The organism is Novosphingobium sp. FW305-C-30-35, from assembly GCF_058783135.1.
The window spans coordinates 337,117-356,219 of sequence record NZ_JBYSYJ010000002.1 but is presented as its reverse complement, the minus strand read 5'-3'; the positions used below and the strand labels follow the sequence as shown (position 1 = coordinate 356,219).

Genomic DNA, 19,103 nt, shown 5'->3' with positions numbered 1-19,103 from the left:
ATTGCAAGCAGGCCCCGCTGCTGGCTAGGTTGGCCAGTGATGACCATGCCGCACTCGCACCTGCACCCGATCTATGCCGAAATGCCGGTGACAATCTTCGAGCACATGTCCGGCCTTGCCCGCGATCTGGGCGCGATCAATCTGGGACAGGGGTTCCCAGATGGTCCTCCTCCTGCCGAATTGCTGCGCGCATTGACCCGCGCCGCGATGGAGCAATCGCACCAGTATCCGCCGATGGCCGGATTGCCCGAACTGCGAAGGGCTGTCGCAGGCTTCTACGCTCGCATCCAAGGTCTCGATCTTGCGCCGGAAAGCGTCGTGGTGACATCGGGCGCGACCGAGGCGGTGGCTTCGGCCATCCTGGCGGTGGTTGCGCCGGGTGACGAAGTCCTGCTGTTCGCGCCTGCCTATGATGCCTATGCGCCGCTGGTCCGCCGTGCAGGCGGCAAGCCGGTGTTCGTCGCGCTCAAGCCGCCAGTGTGGGCGTTCGACGCCGCCACCATCGCCGGGGCGATCACGCCCCGGACGCGGGCACTTGTCCTCAACGATCCGCTCAATCCCACAGGGACGGTAGCGTCGCCAGCCGACCTCGCCATGCTGGCGGGACTGTGCGTTGCGCATGATCTTTTCGCGATCTGTGATGAAGTTTGGGAAAACGTGCGCTTCGACGGCCGGGCGCATGCATCGCTGCTGGCGCAGCCGGGGATGGCGCAGCGGGCGGTCAAGATCGGCTCTGCGGGCAAGATCTTTGGCGCAACCGGGTGGAAGGTTGGCTGGATCGTAGGCGCCCCAGAAGTGGCCGCGGTGGTTGGCCGAGCGCATCAGTTCCTCACCTTCACCACCCCGCCGATGCTACAATGGGCCGTGGCCGAAGCGCTTGACGATCCGGCGATTGCACCAGGCTGCCATGCGCAATGGTCTGTCACGCGCGAGCGGCTGATTGCCGGGCTGAAGCAGCAGGGCTTTTGCGTGTTGAACAACGTGGCGACGTGGTTCACCTGCATCGACCTGCCTGCTTCCGGCATTGCGCTGGACGACCGGACGTTCAGCGAGAGGGCCGTGCGCGAAGCGGGCGTTGCCTCGATCCCCATCTCGGCGCTGTGGGAAGGGGAAGGACGTCCCGATCACATCGTCAGGCTGTGCCATTCCAAGAACGCCGCGATGCTCGACGAAGCGGTGGACCGGCTCGGCCGGTGGCGGACGGAATTGAAATCGAGCTAATTCGATTTGCTCGGTCAGGGCCGATAGTGCAGCAATGTCCAGACTCTGGCGCCACGAGCGCGACGTCGCCCCTCGCTTAGGAAGGCAACCGAAGCAAGGCCCCATTGCCAGCGCTTCTGCATGGCAGAAGAAGCATATCATAACTTGCGCAACTCCTTATACGCAAAACTGATAATTTACATTATGTAAATCTACAAGCTTATTTGAGGAAATACTCATATACGCGCGCAATCGTTGGTCTTGAGCGGCCGGGAACCGAAATCTCGGCAAATTCTGCCGAAAGCCTCACACATTCGGCAAAACCCATTTCATCGCGGCGATTACTAACGGCGGCACCGCAAGTATGAGGAAGCCGCCATGAGCCACTTTCGCCCCAAGTATGTGACTTTCGATTGTCACGGTACGCTGATCAATTTCCAGATGGCAGATGCCGCACGCGATCATTTTGGTCATTTGCTAGACGAGCCGCGCATGGTCGAGTTCATCCGCAACTTCCAGGCATATCGTCTCGATGAAGTGCTGCGCGATTGGAAGCCGTATAGCGAAGTGGTGTACAAGGCCCTGGAACGCACCTGCAAGCGCAACAACGTCTCGTTCAGGCCGGAACAGGCCGAGGAAATCTACAACCGGGTGCCCACTTGGGGGCCCCATGCAGATGTACCAAAGGGTCTCGCAAAACTGGCACGGCATATCCCCCTGGTAATCCTGACCAATTCGATGAACGCACAGATACCGAAGAATGTGGCGAAGCTGGGCGCACCCTTCCACGCCGTTCTGACCGCTGAGGATGCCGGAGCCTACAAACCGCATCTGCAGGCGTTCGAGTACATGTTCGACACACTTGGATGCGGACCGGAGGACATTACTCACGTCTCCTCCTCGTTCCGACATGATCTGATGTCGGCCTATGACATCGGCATCAAAAGCAAGGTCTGGGTCAACCGTGGCCACGAGCCAGCCAATCCATTCTACGAATATAGCGAAATTCCAGACATTACACGCCTGCCCGCAGTATTCGGGCTGTGAGTCTCGGTTCGCCGGGGTGAATGCCATGGCGCCCACTGCACCCATTGCAGCACATTTTGGTGATGGCCCCGCATTCCTGCGCGCTGCCGCCGAAAGCCTCGCGCAGCTTCCGGACACAGCCGAGCCAGAAACCGGCGAGTTCCTGCTGCATGCATACTACGGGATCAAGGCTGCCCTCACAACGCTGTCGTCCGAGGTCGAGCGCACTTGTGTGGCGACGCTTGCCGATGGCCAGCGCCTGATCCTAAAGACCTCAAACAGGCTGTCCGCGTGTGATAGCTTTCGCTTCCAAAGCGCCGTTCTCGCCGAACTCGAGAATGCCGCCGACGTCATTGTCCCGCGTGTGATCCGCACAGATCAAGGCGGCTTGCTATTCGAGCATGAGGATACGGGCGGATACCTCCAGACGTGTGTCGATGGGCCAGCCCTGCACACGCTCGTGCATTCACCCGCCTTGCTGCACGATGTAGGCGCGGGGTTGGCGCGGCTAAACCGTGCCATGGCCACCCTTGAACTGCCCGGCGCCCGGCGGCCGGTCCTGTGGAACCTCCAATGCTGGAATGGCTTGGCCCGCCTGCAGCGTTACGTCCCCGAAGGACCCACCGCCTGCCATGTGCGGCAGGCCATGGCGGACTATTCCGAAGCCATCGCGCCCCGACTTGGCGAACTGGACTGGCAGGCCACTCACAACGATCCGAGCCCTTTCAACATGATCGCAACGCCGCAAGGCGTGGCCTTCATCGACTTCGGCGACGGCGGCTGGAACCCGCGCTTGCAGGACCTCGCCATTGCTGCGGGACACTTCGTTAGCGATCCTGCATTGCCATTGGGGGGAGCCGAGCATCTGATCGCAGGCTATGCCTCCATCCTGCCCCTCTCGGCGCTCGAGCTCGAGTTGCTGCCTGGCCTGATGCGTGCGCGCCAAGGTGCGCTCATCCTTATCAATCATTGGCGAGCGCATCTTTTCCCCGATGCAGCTGGCTACATCATGAAGAACGTCCACAGGGCCGAGAGAGGGTTGGCGCTCCTGAGCCGAAGCGAAACTGCAGCAGCCTGAGGCGCAAAAGTCACGTTCCTGACGACACCTGATACCCGAACATGAGGCGAGAATTGATGTCTGTAGATCTCATGCCCAATCGTTACCGCCCCGGCGATGCGGAACTGTCGGAGCGCGAGGCCGAGTTGATCGCACGGCGGGATGCTGTGCTCGGCGCATCCTATCGGCTACAATACCGCAAGCCTGTACACTTTGTCCGGGGCGAAGGCATGTGGCTCTACGATCCGGACGATCGGCCCTACCTTGATTTCTACAACAATGTGCCTTCGCTCGGCCACTGCCACCCGGAAGTAAATGCGGCGATGGCCGAGCAGGCCGCGCGGCTCAATGCCAACACGCGATATCTCGAGCCGAGGCTGGTGGAATATGCCGAGCGGCTCACATCAACATTTCCGCCCGAGCTGGACCGCGTGGTCTTCACCTGCACCGGCAGCGAATCCAACGACCTTGCCCTGCGCATCGCGCGTCTCGCGAGCGGTGGCGAAGGGGTCATCGTTACGTCTTACGCCTATCACGGCACCAGTGCTGCTGTAGCCGCGGTCTCTCCGAACCTGGGCGCTGCTGTGAACCTGAGTCCCTACGCAAGAATCGCGCGCCTTCCCGGCCCTGCGGGTGTGTCCGATGCAGACGCCTCCGGCTTCTTCGAAGCTGAAGTTCGTGCGGCGATCGCCGACTTGCAGCGTCGTGGCATCGGCGTCGCCGCGCTGCTGTTCGACAGCATTTTTTCCAGCGACGGCGTCTGGATCGATCCCCCGGGCTTCATTGCGGGCGCGGTCGAGGCAGTGCGCGAGGTTGGCGGGTTGGTCATATCGGACGAAGTGCAACCCGGCTTTGGCCGAACCGGCGCCCATATGTGGGGCTTCGAACGCCACGGCATCGTTCCTGATCTGGTCACCTTGGGCAAGCCGATGGGTAACGGCTTTCCGATCGGCGGCGTGGTCGGTCGACGGTCTCCGATGGAGAAGTTTGGCAACACAGCACGCTATTCGAACACCTTTGCCGGCAATACGGTCGGCATCGCTGCTGCCGATGCAGTGCTAACCATTTTGCAGCGGGACTGCATAATGGAAAGCGTACTGGCCGCTTCCGCACGACTGCATGCCGGGCTCGAACAGATTGCGAGCGAAACCCCCGGAATCCGTGCCATCCGCAATGCGGGGCTCTTCTTCGGCGTCGATATCGGTCTGGATTCGGACTCGACCCACCAGCGGCGTGGTCGGGCGCTGGAGGTGGTCAATCTCATGCGGGATGACGGCGTTCTGATCAGCACGACCTCCGCAAACGAGGATACCCTGAAAATCAGGCCGCCTCTGGTTTGCCAAGAGGAGCATGTGGATCTCTTTCTGCGATCCCTTCGGAAGGTCCTGGTGGAGGCCTCGAGCTAGCGGCCGCATTCTCTTCGTGCCGTGCAGGGGGCCGCGAGATCTGCGGAAGATCGCACGGTGTCTGCGTAAAGGCACCTGCAACCACTTCCTGACTGATGAAGTCGCGGCAGCCCCATGCGAAGTCAGTGATGTCGAGGCTCATCGCCCGTCCGCCAAGTCGTAAACCGCCTGCCAGCCGCTCGCCTCGAAGCAGCCATAGCCTTATGACCCTGAGCAAGTCTGGACGCTAGCGTTACATTTTTCAGGTTTCTGCCTGATGCCAAGAGCAGGTGCTGGTTGCGCAAAGACGTTCACACCGGCCCCTTTGCACCACCCGCACCTAGTGCATCCGTCCATGCCGTGATCCCGTCCACACGCATTGGTTCCATGTCGAGGGGGCGCATCACGCTCAGCATGCCGTACCAACCGCTACCTGCCACACCCGCATGAGACTCGCGGTCACGTTCGGCAAGCACCTGCACTTCCACGTGATGGCGCTCGATGAGTTCGGCCAATTGCGCAGCACCGGCAGGTGAGAGCTTGACGGTCTCTGCACTGTAGACGGTCTCAGGCTGAGAATAATCAAGTTCGAAGAACGTGCGCTTCATGTGAACCTCGAACAGGGCGCGCAAGGGTTGCTTCCGAAAGACCAAAGCGCGGTCTACCAGCGGCCGCACGCGCCCGCTGCGCAACCGGTCAATCAGCGCCAGACGTTCAAGCCGTTCGAGCGCAGCGTCCATTGCCGCAGCGGGCACATTGAAGTCAGCCGCCACTTCCTCTGCCGGCACTCCGCCCAGCAGGGCCATGAACAGGAACGAGAGGAAGATGTTGGTCGACAGGGCTTTCTCCTGCGCCAGCGTCAGCTCATGCGCGAGATCGCCCGGGCACTCTTCTGCTTCCCTCGCCAGGTCACCCAGCACCAGCCCGCACAACTGCGCCATGCGCTCAAGCCGGTCGATCGTAAGTCCCTTGCCCGCCAGCCACCGCTTCACGGTGGCCTCACCGACGCCCAGCTCCCGCGAAAGTCGTAGAACTGTCCATCCATCTTTGCGCAAATGACGGCGCAGAGCAGAAATCATCGCTGATGCCGTAGGTTCGTATCGCGTCATGATCCGAATTAGATAACAGGATGATCCGTTTGGCAAGAGCCCGTCTTCGCACAACCGCACCCATGCATATGCTGCACCCAACGAACAAGATTCTGCGGACGATGCTGCGCAACATGCAGCGATCTCGCGAACCCAACGGGAGAATGAAATGACCGATATCCTCATCAAGAACGGCACCGTCGTGGACGGCACCGGTGCACCCGCCTTCAAGGCTGACGTGCGCGTGAAGAACGGCGTGATTGCCGAGGTCGGTGAAGGCCTCGCACCGGCTGGAGAACGCGTGTTTGACGCCAGCGGTTGCCACGTCACCCCCGGCTTCATCGAGAGCCATACCCACTACGACGGGACGATGTGGTGGCAGCCCGATCTCGATCCCCTGCCGGGCTATGGCGCAACGACGATGATCCTTGGCAACTGCGGCTTTTCCGCAGCACCGCTGCATAAATACATGCCCGCCCAGCGCGAGATGATCGGCATCTTCTCGTTCTTCGAGGACATTCCCGAAGGCCCGTTCATGCAGAACCTGCCGTGGGACTGGAACAAGTGGAGCGAGTACCGCGCATCGGTCGAACGCAACGTCAAGGCACCGCTGAACTACGCCGCCTATGTCGGCCACATCGCCATCCGCCTGGCAGCAATGGGCGTCGAGGCCTGGGAGCGTGAGGCAACCCCTGAAGAAATCGCGAAGATGGCCGAACTCCTCGACGACGCGCTCGCCGCGGGTGCGCTCGGCATGTCAGACAACATGCACGACCATGACGGTCAGAACCGCCCCGTCCCGACACTGATGGCGAACGACGCCGAGTTCGAAGCCCTGTTCGACGTGATGGAGCGCTATCCCGGCTGCTGCTACCAGGTCATTGTCGACACCTTCATGCGCATGACCGGCCCGGCCAATCTGGAGCGTCTCGCGAAGCTTCTCGGCGGCCGCAACATCAAGTGCCAGATTGCAGGGGCCATCCCGACGCTCGAATTCCAGAAGGGCATCCTGCCCGCCATGCAGGAATCGGTGCGCAAGATGCGCGAAGCCGGTGTCGACGTGTGGCCGGGCTATGCCCACGTCTCGCCCACCTCGACCCTCAGCCTGGTGAAGTCGCTGATCTTCGCGCAGTCGAACGATTATGTCTGGCATGAAGTCGTGCTTGAGGACGACCACCACAAGAAGGCGCAGCTTCTCGCCGATCCGGCTTGGCGTGCCCGTGCCCGTGAAAGCTGGGACACGCAGGCCTGGGATCATTCGCCGCTCAAGAACCCTCAGGAACTGTTCCTGCTCGACAGCGAGAACGGTACCGGGCCCTTGAACATCACGCTGAAGGAATACGCCGACAGCCTGGGCCTGCACCGCTCCGACGCTATGGCCGACTGGATCCTCAAGAACGGCACCCGCTCCACCGTCCACATGGCCCCCTTCCCCAAGGACGAGGACCTGACGCTGGAGCTGATGAAGGACCCCAAGACCGTCGGCAACATCTCCGACGCTGGCGCCCACCTGCAGATGCTGTGCGGTGGGGGCGAGAACGCGCTCCTGCTCACCCAGTATGTCCGCGAACAGAAGAAGCTGACGCTGGAGCAGGCCATCCACATCATGACCGGCAAGCTCGCCGGCCACTTCAACCTGCACGATCGTGGGGTGATCGCGGTAGGCAAGCGCGCCGACATTGCCGTGTTCAACATGGACGAGATCCAGCGCCGCGAAATGGTCAAGGCGCACGACGTGCCCGACGGCAAGGGCGGCACCACCTGGCGTTTCACCCGCGCCGCGATGCCCACCCGCCTCACCCTTGTGAACGGCGTTCCGACTTTCGAGAACGGCGCATTCACCGGCGCGATGCCGGGTGAGTTCCTGTCCCCCGCCAACGACGATGCTGCGCTGGCAGAGGCTGCGGAATGACCGTCTTAGCGAGGGCCAAATCCCCAAGATGAACCCTCGCACTGGGGGCGTCCACTCCCTCCCGGACGCCCCCTAACCCTTTGCAGAATATCAGGAAAGGATGCCGACATGAGCGAAGCAAAGATCGGCGATGCCGACCGGGCCTACTTCAACGGCCGGATCCAGAAGATCGAGACTGAAAGCTCGGTCCTCGTAAGCTCTTCCAAGTACCTCAACCATGCGGGCCTGCGCGCACTGATCTCGCAGGAGATGCTGCGCCGCAACGGGCCTGACCTTCCCAACACGGCATACATCCCGGAAGTGGCGCAGATCCTCCACGATCTGGAAGACATGCCCCGCATCATTGAACTGTTCGAGACGGAAAAGGCCCGCCTGCCGCTGTTCAAGCGCTGGCTCGAGCGCAAGAGCCTGTCCAACTTCACGATCGACGAGACCAAGGACTGCGCCCCCGGCACGCTGGGCGCGAAGATCCACGATTTCATGGTCAATTCGGGCTACCAGCTCGATCTGTTCTTCCAGGAAATTCAGGTCGTCAACGACTTCACCTATTACCTGCGCCAGACCGCGCTTTCGCACGATATCGAGCACATGATCACCGGCTTCGGCCCGAACCATGGCGGCGAAATAGCGCTGCTTTCAGCCAACATGCACGCCAAGGCGCTCTACTTCCACCCCGAGCTCAGCAACTTCTTCAGCCGCATCGCCTATTACCTCAAGGCCAAGACGACGATGAAGGACGCGCTGTTCTATCCCGAAGCGATGGTCGTGAATCTCGAAGCGGAGTTCATCGGCGCGCAGCAGGGCCGCAACTGGAAGTACCCGCTGATGCTGGTCGACTGGCGCGAATATGCCGACGTCCAGATCGAGGACATCCGTCGCGAACTGAACATCACGCCCGTGATCGACAGCCGCTGGGACGATACCAACCGCCTCTGCAACGAGGACGACCCCAACTATGGCGTCCCGATGATGGAAGCTGCCGAATGAAGGCCAGTCCGATCATCACCGGACCACCTTGCTGAATGACAGGGGCGGCGAGCGCAGCGCGCTTTGCCGCTCCTTTTGCATCGCGCCCGGCAACAAGCTCTGGCGTCAGAAAACAACGGAGGGAGAGACATCATGAAAGCACGGCATACCCACAGCATGCTCCTGCGCGGCACGATACTTGCGGCTGGCGCGCTGGCCTTCGCACCTCTGGCCCACGCCGAGGAAAACGCAGCTGAAGAGCAGGCCGAAACCACCGGCCAGTCAGCCTCGGTCCAGGAAATCATCGTCACTGCCCAGCGCCGCGAGGAAAGCCTGCAGAAGGTTCCCGTGGCAGTTACTGCGATTGGCACCGAACAACTGGAAGCGTTGCGCGTCACCAGCGTGCGCAACCTCGCCGGCCTCGCGCCCAGCCTGCAGTTCAACGCGCAGGGCCAGCAATCCAACCCCACCATCATCATTCGCGGCGTCGCTTCCGGAACCTCGTCGAACTCGGTCGATCCCAAGGTCGGCATGTATATCGATGGCGTGTACATCGGCCGTGCCGTGGGATCGCTGCTCGACTTCTCCGACATCCAGCGGGTCGAGGTGCTGCGCGGGCCGCAGGGCACGCTGTTCGGCCGGAATGCCACATCCGGCGCAATCAGCATCGTCACCGCCGCCCCCAAGGGCGAGTGGGGCGTGCGCGCCACCGGCTCCTATGGCAACTACGATGCCTTCCGCGGCAAGGTCTCGCTCGACCTGCCGCAGATTGGCCCGTTTTCGATCCGCCTGTCCTACCTGCATGACCAGATCGATGGGGACGTGACCAACACGATGGGCGGCAAGGGTCTCAATATCGCCCTGCGCGCGCCCGAATTCGGCACGCAGCGCTTCGTCAACAAGCTCGGCTATCGCAACGTCGATGGCGGGCAAATCGCGGTGCGCGGCGAGTTCGGCGCGCTTATCGCCGATTACCGCTTCGACTATACCGACACCCGTGCCTCGGGCCGCGCGATGCAGAGCCTTGGCGTGATCCCCGACGCCTCGGGGCAGTTGCTCGGCCCCATCGTGGCGCTTCAGCCGTTCTTTGGCGGCACTACCAACGAGGGGCTGAATGGTCCCTTGTCCTCGGTCGCAGCTGCCACCAGCGAGGAGCACGTCGTCACCCAGGGCCACAGCCTGACGTTGACGCTCGACGCCAGCGACAACTTCACTGTCAAGTCGATCAGCGCCTACCGCAAGTTCCGGCAGGACCCGGTGATCTTCGATCTCGGCTCGGCCGGCGGCATGCGCTTCACTTTCCAGCAGTTGGGTGCATTCCTTACCCCCGGACTGACCCCGCAGCAGATCCAGGCGATCCTGTTCAATCCGGCCAATGCACCCGGACCGAACGACTACTTTTTCCCGCTGCTTTCGGCCCGCGCCACTCGTCAAGAGCAGTTCAGCCAGGAGCTGCAGTTCCAGCTTTCCAACGACAGCTACCAGTTGACCGCCGGCCTGTTCTATTTCCACGAAAAGTCGCCCGGCACCGAAGTGCTCGGCATCCTTTCGCCCACGCCGTCTGCCACCATCGTGCCGAGCCCGCTCGACAACATCTTCGGCAGCGGCATTACCCGCACCGAAGGCATCAACGACTCCATGGCCGGCTATGCCCAGCTGACCTGGCACCTCTCCGATACTTTCGACCTGACCGGCGGCCTGCGCGGCACGATCGACGACCGCGAACTAAAGATCTTCGTGATCTCGGGCGCGCAAGGTGGCTCGCTGGGCGTTGGTGACTACAAGGCAACCTACAAGAAGCTGACCTGGACCGGCATCGCGACCTGGCGCCCGACCGAACAGACCACGCTCTTTGCGAAAGTCGCCACCGGCTACGTTTCGGGCGGCATCCTTTCGGGCATCCCCTATCGCCCGGAAAACCTCACCAGCTATGAACTGGGCGCCAAGACCCAGTTCCTCGACAACAAGGTGCGGCTGAACGTGGCGGCCTACTACAACGACTACAAGGACCTGCAGACCCAGAACTTCATCAACGGGCGACAGTTCTTCGACAACGCAGGCAAGGCGAAGATCAAGGGCTTCGAAGCCGAACTGGATGTCGTGCCGGTCGCGGGCCTGAACCTTTCAGGCAGCGTGTCCTACACCGACTTCAACTACAAGCAGTTCATCCTGAACGGGCAGGACGTCGCTGCCTTCGCACGCCCGACATACTTCTCGAAGTGGACCGGCCGCGCCGCCGCCAGCTACAACTCACCCGATTTTTCCAGCAGCGGCGGTCATGTCACTGCGCTGATCGAGGGCCGTTACCGCAGCACATACTACCTCACCTCCACTCCGCTGCGTGATCTTCTCACCAACCAGCCAGTACTGGAGGACCGCAACCGCCAACCCGCCTACTGGCTGGTCAACGGTCGCTTGGGCGTTGCCGACGTGGGCCTCGGCGGCGCCAAGGTCTCGCTCTCGGTGTTCGGGGACAACATCTTCAACAAGCGCTACATCAGCTTCGGCGCCCCGGTACTGCTGTTCACCGGCAGCTACGAACGCGGACGCACGTATGGCGTGGAGCTGGGCGTCAACTTCTGATCTGCCAAAGTCTGATCGCATTACAACAGGGGAGAGGGGCCGGCGCGAAAGCGCCAGCCCCTCGGTTGTCTCGGGGCTCAGCTGTATTCAGGCCACAGCAGCGAGGCCTCACGGCTGTCCAGATCGACCGCGCCGACAATGCCCAACGCTGCTCGCGCCTCTTCGATCGGCAAGTGGAATACGTCCTCGTACTTCGCCATCCAGTAGGGGCCGGACTGCTCGCCCACGTCCATGCCGCGGCGCATGGCCTTGAGCACGGTCGGGAACGCGGCCTGGTAATGCAGCCCGGTGCGCGAAACGAGCCTCAATGCGCCCAGCAACTGCCCGGCATTGATAAGGCCGACCAGTTCAGGATCGAGGAAACGCGGCAGGTTCGACAGCCGAGCGAAGTAGGGCACCAGCTCGCCGATGATATCGAACCCGCCGCCGCAGACGATATGCTCCAGGTCATGCGTCTGGCCGCTGCGGAGCGAGAAATACTCGAACTGGTTGCGGGGAGTGAAGCGCGGCACGATGTCGATCTCGAAACCGTTGTCGCGCAAGTAGCGCCCGAAGGTGTGGCCAAGCGAGCCATCCGGATTGGCCAGCAGCTCCTCCACGGTGAAGTTCGACGAAAAGCCCGCCGCGAACCACGCATCAAGCTCAGGCCAGCGTTTGCGCTCGGCGGTGAACAGTTCCTCGATGCGCGGCACGTCGAAAATGTCAGCAAGGATGCCATAGAGCTTGTGCGCATCAAGCGTTGTGGGCGAATCCTTGCCGCTCTTGCGCAAATAGGCCGTGGCCAGCCAGTCGCGCAGGCGCGGCTCGTTGAGGTAATCGGAATTGCTGACCAGCACGGTGCTGTCGGTCGCCACAGGCTTCGCACCGCGCGCAAGGTAGGGCAGGTCGTCGGCCATCAGCTTGTCCTCTTTCAGATCAGCGACGCCGGCACGCGCACCGGCATCTCCAGCAGGTGCTGCGCCATGCTCTTGGCCGCCGCATCGAAGCGGGGCGATAGGTTGATCCCACCGCCTTGCGCATCGTGCGCCAGAAAGTTGATCGCATGGACGCCCGGCACTTCGAACCGCTCGACCCGGGCATGGGCCGGCTCATCGAACAGGTGGCGATACCAGTCCGTCACTGCTGCCACGGTCAGGCTCGCCCGGATCCACGGCAGAAATGCCGGATCGCGGGCAATGACCGCGACGTTGAACAGCCGCCCCTTGTCGCCACTGCGTGCCCACGCCAGCCGGATCAGCGGCACATCGACAAGTTCGCCATCGATCACCGCCGCTTCGCCCTCGATCTGCGGCAATGCCGCCGGATCGAACCCCGGCACCACCGGGTCGGCAAAGTCCAGCGCCACTCCATCAAGCGCCACCGCTTGCGTCACGCGGCGCCGGTCGATCAGGCCGAAGAACATGCCCGTCAGCGGAAAGGCGCGCGGCGCGGCGATGATCGGCGCGATCGAGGTGCCGACCGCCATGTTCATGATCGCTGTGGTCTGTTCGCGCCCGAACAGCATGCAGGCTGCCGGATTGGCATGATCGATCACGATCTTGAGCAGCACCTCGCGGGGCTCCAGCGCCTGCGCCCTCGGTCCCCACGCCGTCTCCGTGCCGATCACCTCGACATGGCTCTGCCGCCAAGGCCCCCAGCCGCGCTCCTCCAGCATGGCGGAAACCCGCTCGAGCAAGGCCTCTGCCGTCCGCCGCGCCTTGGCCACAGCATCGATCCCGCTGACCGGAATCAGCGCAACCGAGCGCCAGCCATCGTCATAAGTCCCGCACAGCTTGAGCGTTTCGGGCGCTGGATAGCCCTTGGCCCCGCGCACCAGAACCCGGTCCGGTCCCACTTGCTCCAGCCTGATCCCGGTAAAGTCGCACACCACATCGGGAACGATGTAGGCGCGCGGATCGCCCACTTCATAAAGCAGCTGCTCGGCAATCGTGCCCACCGAAACGAGGCCGCCCGTGCCATCGGGCTTGGTCATCACCACGCTGCCATCGGCGTGGCATTCGCCCACCGGAAAGCCGATGTTCGCCCAGTCCGGCACGTCTCGCCAATCGGTGAAGGTGCCGCCGGTCGCCTGCGCACCGCATTCCAGCAGGTGCCCCGCCACCGTGCCCGCTGCGAGCAGATCCAGATCGTCCGGTCCCCAGCCAAACTCATGGATCAAGGGCCCGAGGATCAGCGCGGAATCGACCACGCGCCCGGTAATCACCACGTCTGCCCCGGCATCCAACGCACGCGCGATCCCGAACGCGCCGATATAGGCGTGCATCCCGATCTCGCCCTCGGGCAGGGGCGCGCCGCTGTACATATCCCGTAAACCCTCGGCGCGCAGCTGCGGCACTAGATGTTCGACGTCGTCGCCAGTCACTGTCGCCACGCGCAAGGTCAGCCCCTGCTCGCGCCCGCGTTGGCGGATCATCTCGGCCAGGCCTTCCGGGTTCATCCCCCCGGCGTTGGCAGTAACGCGGATGCCGCGCGCCTTCAGTTCCGTGAGATATGGCCCGATGTGGATGTCGACGAAATCCGGCAGGAAGCCTGAGCGCGGATCGGCCTGCTTCATCCGCCGGAAGATGCCCATCGCCCCTTCGCCCAGGTAGTCGAAGGCAAGGTAGCTCAGCCCCTCGACCTTGAGCAGCCCCGGCACGGCAATCGCGCTGTCATTCAGCGCCCCGCTCGCCCCGCCGATGCGGACGACCTTGCCCGCTTCAGTCATTGGCCCCGGTCAGGTCCCGCGCCGCGACATAGCCGAAGGTCATTGCCGGCCCGATGGTCACGCCCGCACCCGGATAGCTTTCGCCCATCGCCGATGCCGCGTTGTTGCCAACGGCATAGAGCCCGGCAATCGGCTGCCCTGCATCGTCAACCACCTGGGCCTTGGCATTGGTGCGCAGGCCTCCGTTTGTGCCGATGTCGCCGGGATAGATTGGCATGGCGTAGAACGGCCCCTCGGTCAGCGGTCTCAGGCAGGGATTGGGCTGGTGGCGATAGTCGCCATACATCTTGTCATAGGCCGCCTCGCCGCGATGAAATTCGGGATCCTCGCCCTTGGCCGCGCCTGCATTGAACCGTGCGATCTGCAGCTCCAGCGCTGCCGGATCGACGCCCATGTCCCGCGCCAGCTCGGCGATCGTGCGCCCCTTCTTGAGGATCGACTTGACTGCACCCGATTGCAGCCAGTCCGGCACCAGTGGCAGCAGCGGCCCCATCGGGAACTGGTGGCGATACTTGTGGTCGAACACCATCCAGCTGGGGCTGGCATCGCCGAATTCGCGCTGCCGCCGGGCCATCTGCTGGCCGACGATGTGGTACGAAGCCGCCTCGTTGAGGTAACGCTGGCCCTTCTGGTTGACCATGATGCACCCCGGCAGAGCGCGCTCGATGGTGCACAGCCGCCCGCGATCCTCGCCGGGAACATGAAAGACCGGCGCGGCCCAGGCCGAATGCATGTTCATCGTGCCCGCGCCCACGGCCTGCCCTGCCCGGATCGCATCGCCTGTGTTGCTGGTCACCCCGCCCGATGCCCAGGCCTTGTTGTAGAGCGGCGCGTTCGCATCACGCATCTGCTGGTTCTTGTCGAACCCGCCCGCCGCCAGCACAACGCCCTTGCGCGCGCGGATGGCAAAGGGCTTGCCGTCCTTTTCCACCACCAGCCCGGCGACACGCCCGTTCTCGGTCACCAGCTCCTTCATCGGTGTCTTGAGCCACACCGGCACGCCTGCCTCATTCAGCGCGACCCGCAAGGCGCCGGTCAGCGCATTGCCCAGCGTCAGCCGCCGATCTTTGCGCGAAGTGAAGCGCAGCGGCCAGTCGAACCAGTACTTCGCCATGTTCTTCGCCAGCCCCGTCAGCCAGCCGGGACCGCGATAGAGCAACTGGTAGGTCTCGGCGAAGGTCCAGTTGAGATAGCCGAAGAGGCTCGCCGCAGGCGATGGCAACCGCTGCGTCTTGAGGTCCTCGCCCAGCAGCGTGCCGTCGAACATCTCGGGCAGGTGGGTGCGGTATCCGGTGACCGATCCCCCGGGGTTCTCGGCATGATAATCGGGATAGGGCTGCGAGGTGTAGACGACGCCGGTGTTTGCCGTCACCCAGCGCAGCATCGGCGCGGCGTTCTCGACATAAGCGCGGATGTTCTCGTCGGGCACGTTGTCAGCCGAAAGCGCGCGGACATATTTGAAAGCATCGTCCAGATTGTCCTCAAAGCCCATTGCCTTGGCCTGGTCGCTGCCCGGAATCCAGATGCCGCCGCCAGAGGTGGCGCTTGTTCCACCCCACAGCTTGTCCTTCTCAACCACCACGACTTCCGCACGGTTCTTTGCCGCCACCAGCGCGGCGAGCATCCCGCCTGCGCCCGATCCGACGACGACAACGTCGACCTCGCTCTGCCACTCCATGCCCATCTCGATCCTGTCCCGGATTCCTTGGCGGAAGCCCTTGCTATCAGGTAACGCAGATGCCGCCACAGATCTCCCAATGTCAACACCATGCGTAGCCGTGAAGACATGTTTTTACGAATATTCGAGAGAAACGCGAGAAATGCGCGTCTCCATGGGGAAATTTGGCCCAGATATTCCGCAAGATGCCAAAAGCCTCCGCTTTCCACCTTGATTATCGTAGGGCAATCAGCCATGGATTACGCAATAATGGACAATATGACGCTGCAAGGCAGAATCCTGCACGTCGTAGCCGCTCGGACGAGGAACCGCAAAGTTGTCTTCCAACCTCTACCCCCACCTGCTCTCGCCGGGCCGCATCGGCACTATGGAGACCAAGAACCGCATTGCCGTCACCGCGATGGGTGTAAGCTTGTCGGAAGATGACGGCACGGTAGGCGAACAACTGATCGCCTACCATGAAGAGCAGGCGCGCGGTGGGGCTGGCCTGATCATCTGTGGCGTGGCCGGCGTTGCCTGGCCGGTCGGCGCAGTGGCAATGCAGCAGACCGCGATCTCGGACGATCGTTTCATCCCCGGCCTCAGGGCACTGACGGACCGTGTCCATGCTCACGGTGCGAAGATCGCCACGCAATTGCACCACGGCGGATTCGTTGCCGGATACAGCTTCAACCGCTGGGGCCATAAGCTGTGGGGACCGGCCGTTCCGCCCGCGCCCAAGGGCAGCTTCATCGACTACTTCCTCATGGAGGAACTGCAGGCGCTGGCCGGCATGAAGATGCCCGAGCTCAAGGTGCTCGAACAGGCCGACATCGACCTTGCCGTGCAGCAGTTCGCACAAGGCGCGCGGCGCGCCAAGGAAGCCGGATTCGACGGGATCGAGATCCACGGCGGTCACGGCTACCTCCTGTCCTCGTTCACCTCGCCCTCTACCAACACCCGCACCGACCAGTACGGCGGCAGCGTGGAGAACCGCCTGCGCCTGACGCTTGAGGTCATCGCCGCGATCCGCGCCGAAGTCGGCCGCGATTATCCGCTGTGGATCAAGCTCGATTCACAGGAAGTGGGCAAGCCCGGCGGCATCACGCTGGAAATGGCCAAGGAGCACGCCCGCCTTGTCGAAGCCGCCGGCGTCGATGCGATCACCATTACTTCGTACCACGATACCTCTGTCGGAAAGCTGCACTCGCAGTCTAACATTCCGCATCTCGAGAACTGGAACCTCCCTGCCACGGCCGAAATCCGGAAGGCCGTGTCGATCCCGGTGATCGGCTCAGGCCGGATCGAGGTGGACAGCGCCGAAAGCGCCATCGCCAAGGGCGAGACCGATTTCGTCGCGATGGGCCGCAAGCTGCTGGCCGACCCGCACCTGCCGCGCAAGCTGACAACGGGCGAGACCGAAAAGGTCCGCCCCTGCGTCTATTGCTACACTTGCGTCTCGGCGATCTACATGGGCCAGCCCACGCGCTGCGCGGTCAACGCCAACCTTGCTCACGAGTTCGAAGGCGATGCGCCTGCCGCAAACGGCAATGCTCGTCACGTCGCCGTGATCGGTGGTGGACCCGGCGGCATGGAATCGGCCCGCAGGCTTTCGGCCCTCGGCCACAAGGTCACGCTGATCGAGAAGTCGGACCGCCTGGGCGGCACCCTGCGCTTTGCCAGCCTCGCCTATGAACCGAACGAACGCCTGCTCGAATGGCTGCGCCGTGAGGTGAAGGAGGCCGACATCGACGTCCGCCTCTCGACCGTCGCAACCCCCGAACTGCTGCGCGAACTCGGCGTAAAGACCGTAATCGTGGCCACTGGCGCGATCCGCGACATGCCGCCCATCCCCGGCAACGATCAGGACCACGTCTACTCGGGCGATGATATGCGCCGCATGATGCTGGGCGAAAGCTCTGACGAACTGAAGCGCAAGACCGGCCTGTTCACCCGTCTCGCCACCAAGGTCGGCGCGGCGACGGGTGCCACCGCCAATCTCTCGCTTGTGCGCAAGGCCACCCACGCCTGGATGCCGCTTGCGGATACCGTCACCATCATCGGCGGCGAACTCGTCGGCCTCGAACTTGCCGAATTCCTCAGCGAGCGTGGCCGCATCGTCACCGTGATCGAGGAAGCCCCGCGCATGGGCAAGGGCCTCACTCTGGTGCGCCGCATGCGCCTGATGGCCGAACTCGCCGAACATGGCGTCGGCCTCCACGCGGGCGCAACCACCATCGCCATCGGCAAGGACAGCGTGACCTTCACCGACGCTGCGGGCCAGCCGCAGACCGTTCCCGCCGGCAACGTCATCGTCGCCAAGGGCGCGCGAGGCGACCTGACGCTGGCGGATTCCCTCCGTATCGCCGGTTTCGATGTCCACGCCATCGGCGATGCGGGCGGCGTCGGCTATATCGAGGGCGCAATGCACGGCGCGCGGGCAGCGGTGCGCGCCATTCGCGAGATGGCCTGATGGCGCGTCCGGCAAACGGAACCCGAAGCGCCAGCAGCCTCGCCGCCCGCGTGTTCAGCTTTGACGCTACCGATCAGGCGATCATCCGCGAGTTGCGCAGCAACGGCCGCGCCAACAACCAGCAGATCGCCGAACGCCTCGGCCTTACAGCGACGACAGTCTCCACCCGCATCCGCCGGATGGAAGACGCGAACCAGTTGCGCGTCGTCGCGGTGTCCGATTTCTCCGCCCACGGCTTCAACGTCTTGCTGCGCATCTCGGTCGAGGTGGACGGGCGTCCAGCGTCGGAAGTCGCGGCGGAGCTTGGCGCCCTGCCCGAAGTCTTCGCCGCGCATATGGTCACCGGGCGCTACGACATCGACATGCTCGTCGCCCTGCGCGATTTCGACAGCCTGTCCGATTTCCTGCTGGACAAGCTCTCCACGGTCCGCGGCATCCGTACCCTGACACCGGCCATCGTGGTCGACATCATCAAGTACAAGTTTGACGAGGCCCCGATCGAAAGCCGGAGTCAGGAGGCAAGGCCCTGATGCCGAACGACCAAACTGCGCTCGATGCCCGCCTCAAGCGCGTACTGCGCTTCATGCCAGCGCCGCTGGGAATTGTTACGAGCTTTGACCCCGAAAGTGGCGCGCCGGTGGGCCTCGCCATGTCGGCATTGATGCCGGTATGCCTGGATCCTCCAGCAATGGCGATCTGTGTGAACCGCTCGGGTTCGGCGCACGATGCAATGATGCGGGCCGGACGGTTCTGCATCAACCTGCTGCAGGCTGGGCAGGACGGCCACGTCCGCCCCTTCGCCGATCCCGCTGCGCGCGAAATGCGGTTTCGCCAGGATGATTGGCGCCAACACGTCCACCATGCGCATGAGGGCCTCTGGCACATCGACAAAGCTCCCGCCGCGATCTTCTGCACAATCCGCGAGAATGTCAGATTTGGCACGCACGACCTGCTGGTCGGCGAGGTCGACGATCTAATCACTTCGGGCAGTGACGATATCGTCGGTTGGGCCAACGGCTCGCTCTATCGGCCCACTCCCATTTGCTGAA

14 protein-coding genes are annotated in these 19,103 nt (G+C 63.0%); 10 read left to right on the top strand and 4 right to left on the bottom strand.

The window, feature by feature from the left end; genetic code table 11:
* Positions 1–45: 45 nt before the first annotated feature.
* From AC3WLM_RS18345 to AC3WLM_RS18330, 4 genes are all read left to right on the top strand, one after another.
* Complete coding sequence (locus tag AC3WLM_RS18345; protein ID WP_492478513.1) at positions 46–1,221, top strand: aminotransferase; 1,176 nt, start codon at positions 46–48, stop codon at positions 1,219–1,221.
* A 357-nt stretch (positions 1,222–1,578) separates the two neighbouring features.
* Complete coding sequence (locus AC3WLM_RS18340; RefSeq protein WP_492478353.1) at positions 1,579–2,247, top strand: haloacid dehalogenase type II; 669 nt, start codon at positions 1,579–1,581, stop codon at positions 2,245–2,247.
* Positions 2,165–3,304, top strand: coding sequence for a phosphotransferase enzyme family protein (locus tag AC3WLM_RS18335; RefSeq protein ID WP_492478352.1), 1,140 nt, complete (start codon positions 2,165–2,167; stop codon positions 3,302–3,304). The genes AC3WLM_RS18340 and AC3WLM_RS18335 overlap by 83 nt, the downstream gene beginning before the upstream one ends.
* 56 nt (positions 3,305–3,360) lie before the next feature.
* Positions 3,361–4,689: an aspartate aminotransferase family protein gene (locus tag AC3WLM_RS18330; protein WP_492478351.1), complete on the top strand. Its 1,329-nt coding sequence runs from the start codon at positions 3,361–3,363 to the stop codon at positions 4,687–4,689.
* A 290-nt stretch (positions 4,690–4,979) separates the two neighbouring features.
* Here AC3WLM_RS18330 and AC3WLM_RS18325 read toward each other — a convergent pair whose 3' ends face one another.
* Complete coding sequence (locus AC3WLM_RS18325) at positions 4,980–5,777, bottom strand: helix-turn-helix domain-containing protein (protein WP_197423706.1); 798 nt, start codon at positions 5,775–5,777, stop codon at positions 4,980–4,982.
* Between the two features lie 148 nt (positions 5,778–5,925).
* Between AC3WLM_RS18325 and AC3WLM_RS18320 the strand changes: the two genes are divergently transcribed.
* From AC3WLM_RS18320 to AC3WLM_RS18310, 3 genes are all read left to right on the top strand, one after another.
* On the top strand, positions 5,926–7,668 hold the full coding sequence (locus AC3WLM_RS18320) for a D-aminoacylase (protein ID WP_062344507.1): 1,743 nt from the start codon (positions 5,926–5,928) through the stop codon (positions 7,666–7,668).
* 108 nt (positions 7,669–7,776) lie between these two features.
* On the top strand, positions 7,777–8,655 hold the full coding sequence (locus tag AC3WLM_RS18315; RefSeq protein WP_193828814.1) for a Coq4 family protein: 879 nt from the start codon (positions 7,777–7,779) through the stop codon (positions 8,653–8,655).
* 132 nt (positions 8,656–8,787) lie between these two features.
* Positions 8,788–11,217 (top strand): TonB-dependent receptor, encoded by a 2,430-nt coding sequence (locus AC3WLM_RS18310; RefSeq protein ID WP_492478350.1) that lies wholly within the window; start codon positions 8,788–8,790, stop codon positions 11,215–11,217.
* 77 nt (positions 11,218–11,294) lie between these two features.
* On the opposite strand, the gene AC3WLM_RS18305 is transcribed toward AC3WLM_RS18310, so the two are convergent.
* Genes AC3WLM_RS18305 through AC3WLM_RS18295 form a run of 3 tightly spaced genes read right to left on the bottom strand, consistent with a single transcriptional unit; the run spans position 11,295 to position 15,671 of the window.
* Positions 11,295–12,113 carry a Coq4 family protein gene (locus tag AC3WLM_RS18305; RefSeq protein ID WP_492478348.1) on the bottom strand — a complete coding sequence of 273 codons (819 nt, stop codon included), beginning with the start codon at positions 12,111–12,113 and terminating at the stop codon, positions 11,295–11,297.
* A gap of 14 nt (positions 12,114–12,127) precedes the next feature.
* Positions 12,128–13,924 (bottom strand): acyclic terpene utilization AtuA family protein, encoded by a 1,797-nt coding sequence (locus tag AC3WLM_RS18300; protein ID WP_492478347.1) that lies wholly within the window; start codon positions 13,922–13,924, stop codon positions 12,128–12,130.
* Positions 13,917–15,671 carry an FAD-dependent oxidoreductase gene (locus AC3WLM_RS18295; RefSeq protein WP_492478346.1) on the bottom strand — a complete coding sequence of 585 codons (1,755 nt, stop codon included), beginning with the start codon at positions 15,669–15,671 and terminating at the stop codon, positions 13,917–13,919. Before AC3WLM_RS18295 ends, AC3WLM_RS18300 begins: the two co-directional genes overlap by 8 nt.
* A 247-nt stretch (positions 15,672–15,918) precedes the next feature.
* On the opposite strand from AC3WLM_RS18295, the gene AC3WLM_RS18290 reads away from it, so the two are divergent.
* Genes AC3WLM_RS18290 through AC3WLM_RS18280 form a run of 3 tightly spaced genes read left to right on the top strand, consistent with a single transcriptional unit; the run spans position 15,919 to position 19,102 of the window.
* A complete protein-coding gene (locus AC3WLM_RS18290; protein WP_492478345.1) occupies positions 15,919–18,054 on the top strand; it encodes an oxidoreductase in 2,136 nt (711 codons plus the stop codon).
* Positions 18,054–18,584, top strand: a complete 531-nt coding sequence (locus AC3WLM_RS18285) for an Lrp/AsnC family transcriptional regulator (RefSeq protein ID WP_062344497.1) — start codon at positions 18,054–18,056, stop codon at positions 18,582–18,584. Before AC3WLM_RS18290 ends, AC3WLM_RS18285 begins: the two co-directional genes overlap by 1 nt.
* Positions 18,584–19,102 carry a flavin reductase family protein gene (locus tag AC3WLM_RS18280; protein WP_492478344.1) on the top strand — a complete coding sequence of 173 codons (519 nt, stop codon included), beginning with the start codon at positions 18,584–18,586 and terminating at the stop codon, positions 19,100–19,102. Before AC3WLM_RS18285 ends, AC3WLM_RS18280 begins: the two co-directional genes overlap by 1 nt.
* The last annotated feature ends 1 nt before the right edge of the window (position 19,103 follow it).

Bases quoted from the DNA above. Each gene is read 5' to 3' on its own strand.
- AC3WLM_RS18280 (WP_492478344.1), top strand. From the start codon at position 18,584: ATGCCGAACGACCAAACTGCGCTCGATGCCCGCCTCAAGCGCGTACTG.
- AC3WLM_RS18305 (WP_492478348.1), bottom strand. From the start codon at position 12,113: ATGGCCGACGACCTGCCCTACCTTGCGCGCGGTGCGAAGCCTGTGGCG.
- AC3WLM_RS18340 (WP_492478353.1), top strand. From the start codon at position 1,579: ATGAGCCACTTTCGCCCCAAGTATGTGACTTTCGATTGTCACGGTACG.
- AC3WLM_RS18285 (WP_062344497.1), top strand. From the start codon at position 18,054: ATGGCGCGTCCGGCAAACGGAACCCGAAGCGCCAGCAGCCTCGCCGCC.
- AC3WLM_RS18345 (WP_492478513.1), top strand. From the start codon at position 46: ATGCCGCACTCGCACCTGCACCCGATCTATGCCGAAATGCCGGTGACA.
- AC3WLM_RS18330 (WP_492478351.1), top strand. From the start codon at position 3,361: ATGTCTGTAGATCTCATGCCCAATCGTTACCGCCCCGGCGATGCGGAA.
- AC3WLM_RS18310 (WP_492478350.1), top strand. From the start codon at position 8,788: ATGAAAGCACGGCATACCCACAGCATGCTCCTGCGCGGCACGATACTT.
- AC3WLM_RS18315 (WP_193828814.1), top strand. From the start codon at position 7,777: ATGAGCGAAGCAAAGATCGGCGATGCCGACCGGGCCTACTTCAACGGC.
- AC3WLM_RS18320 (WP_062344507.1), top strand. From the start codon at position 5,926: ATGACCGATATCCTCATCAAGAACGGCACCGTCGTGGACGGCACCGGT.
- AC3WLM_RS18325 (WP_197423706.1), bottom strand. From the start codon at position 5,777: ATGACGCGATACGAACCTACGGCATCAGCGATGATTTCTGCTCTGCGC.
- AC3WLM_RS18300 (WP_492478347.1), bottom strand. From the start codon at position 13,924: ATGACTGAAGCGGGCAAGGTCGTCCGCATCGGCGGGGCGAGCGGGGCG.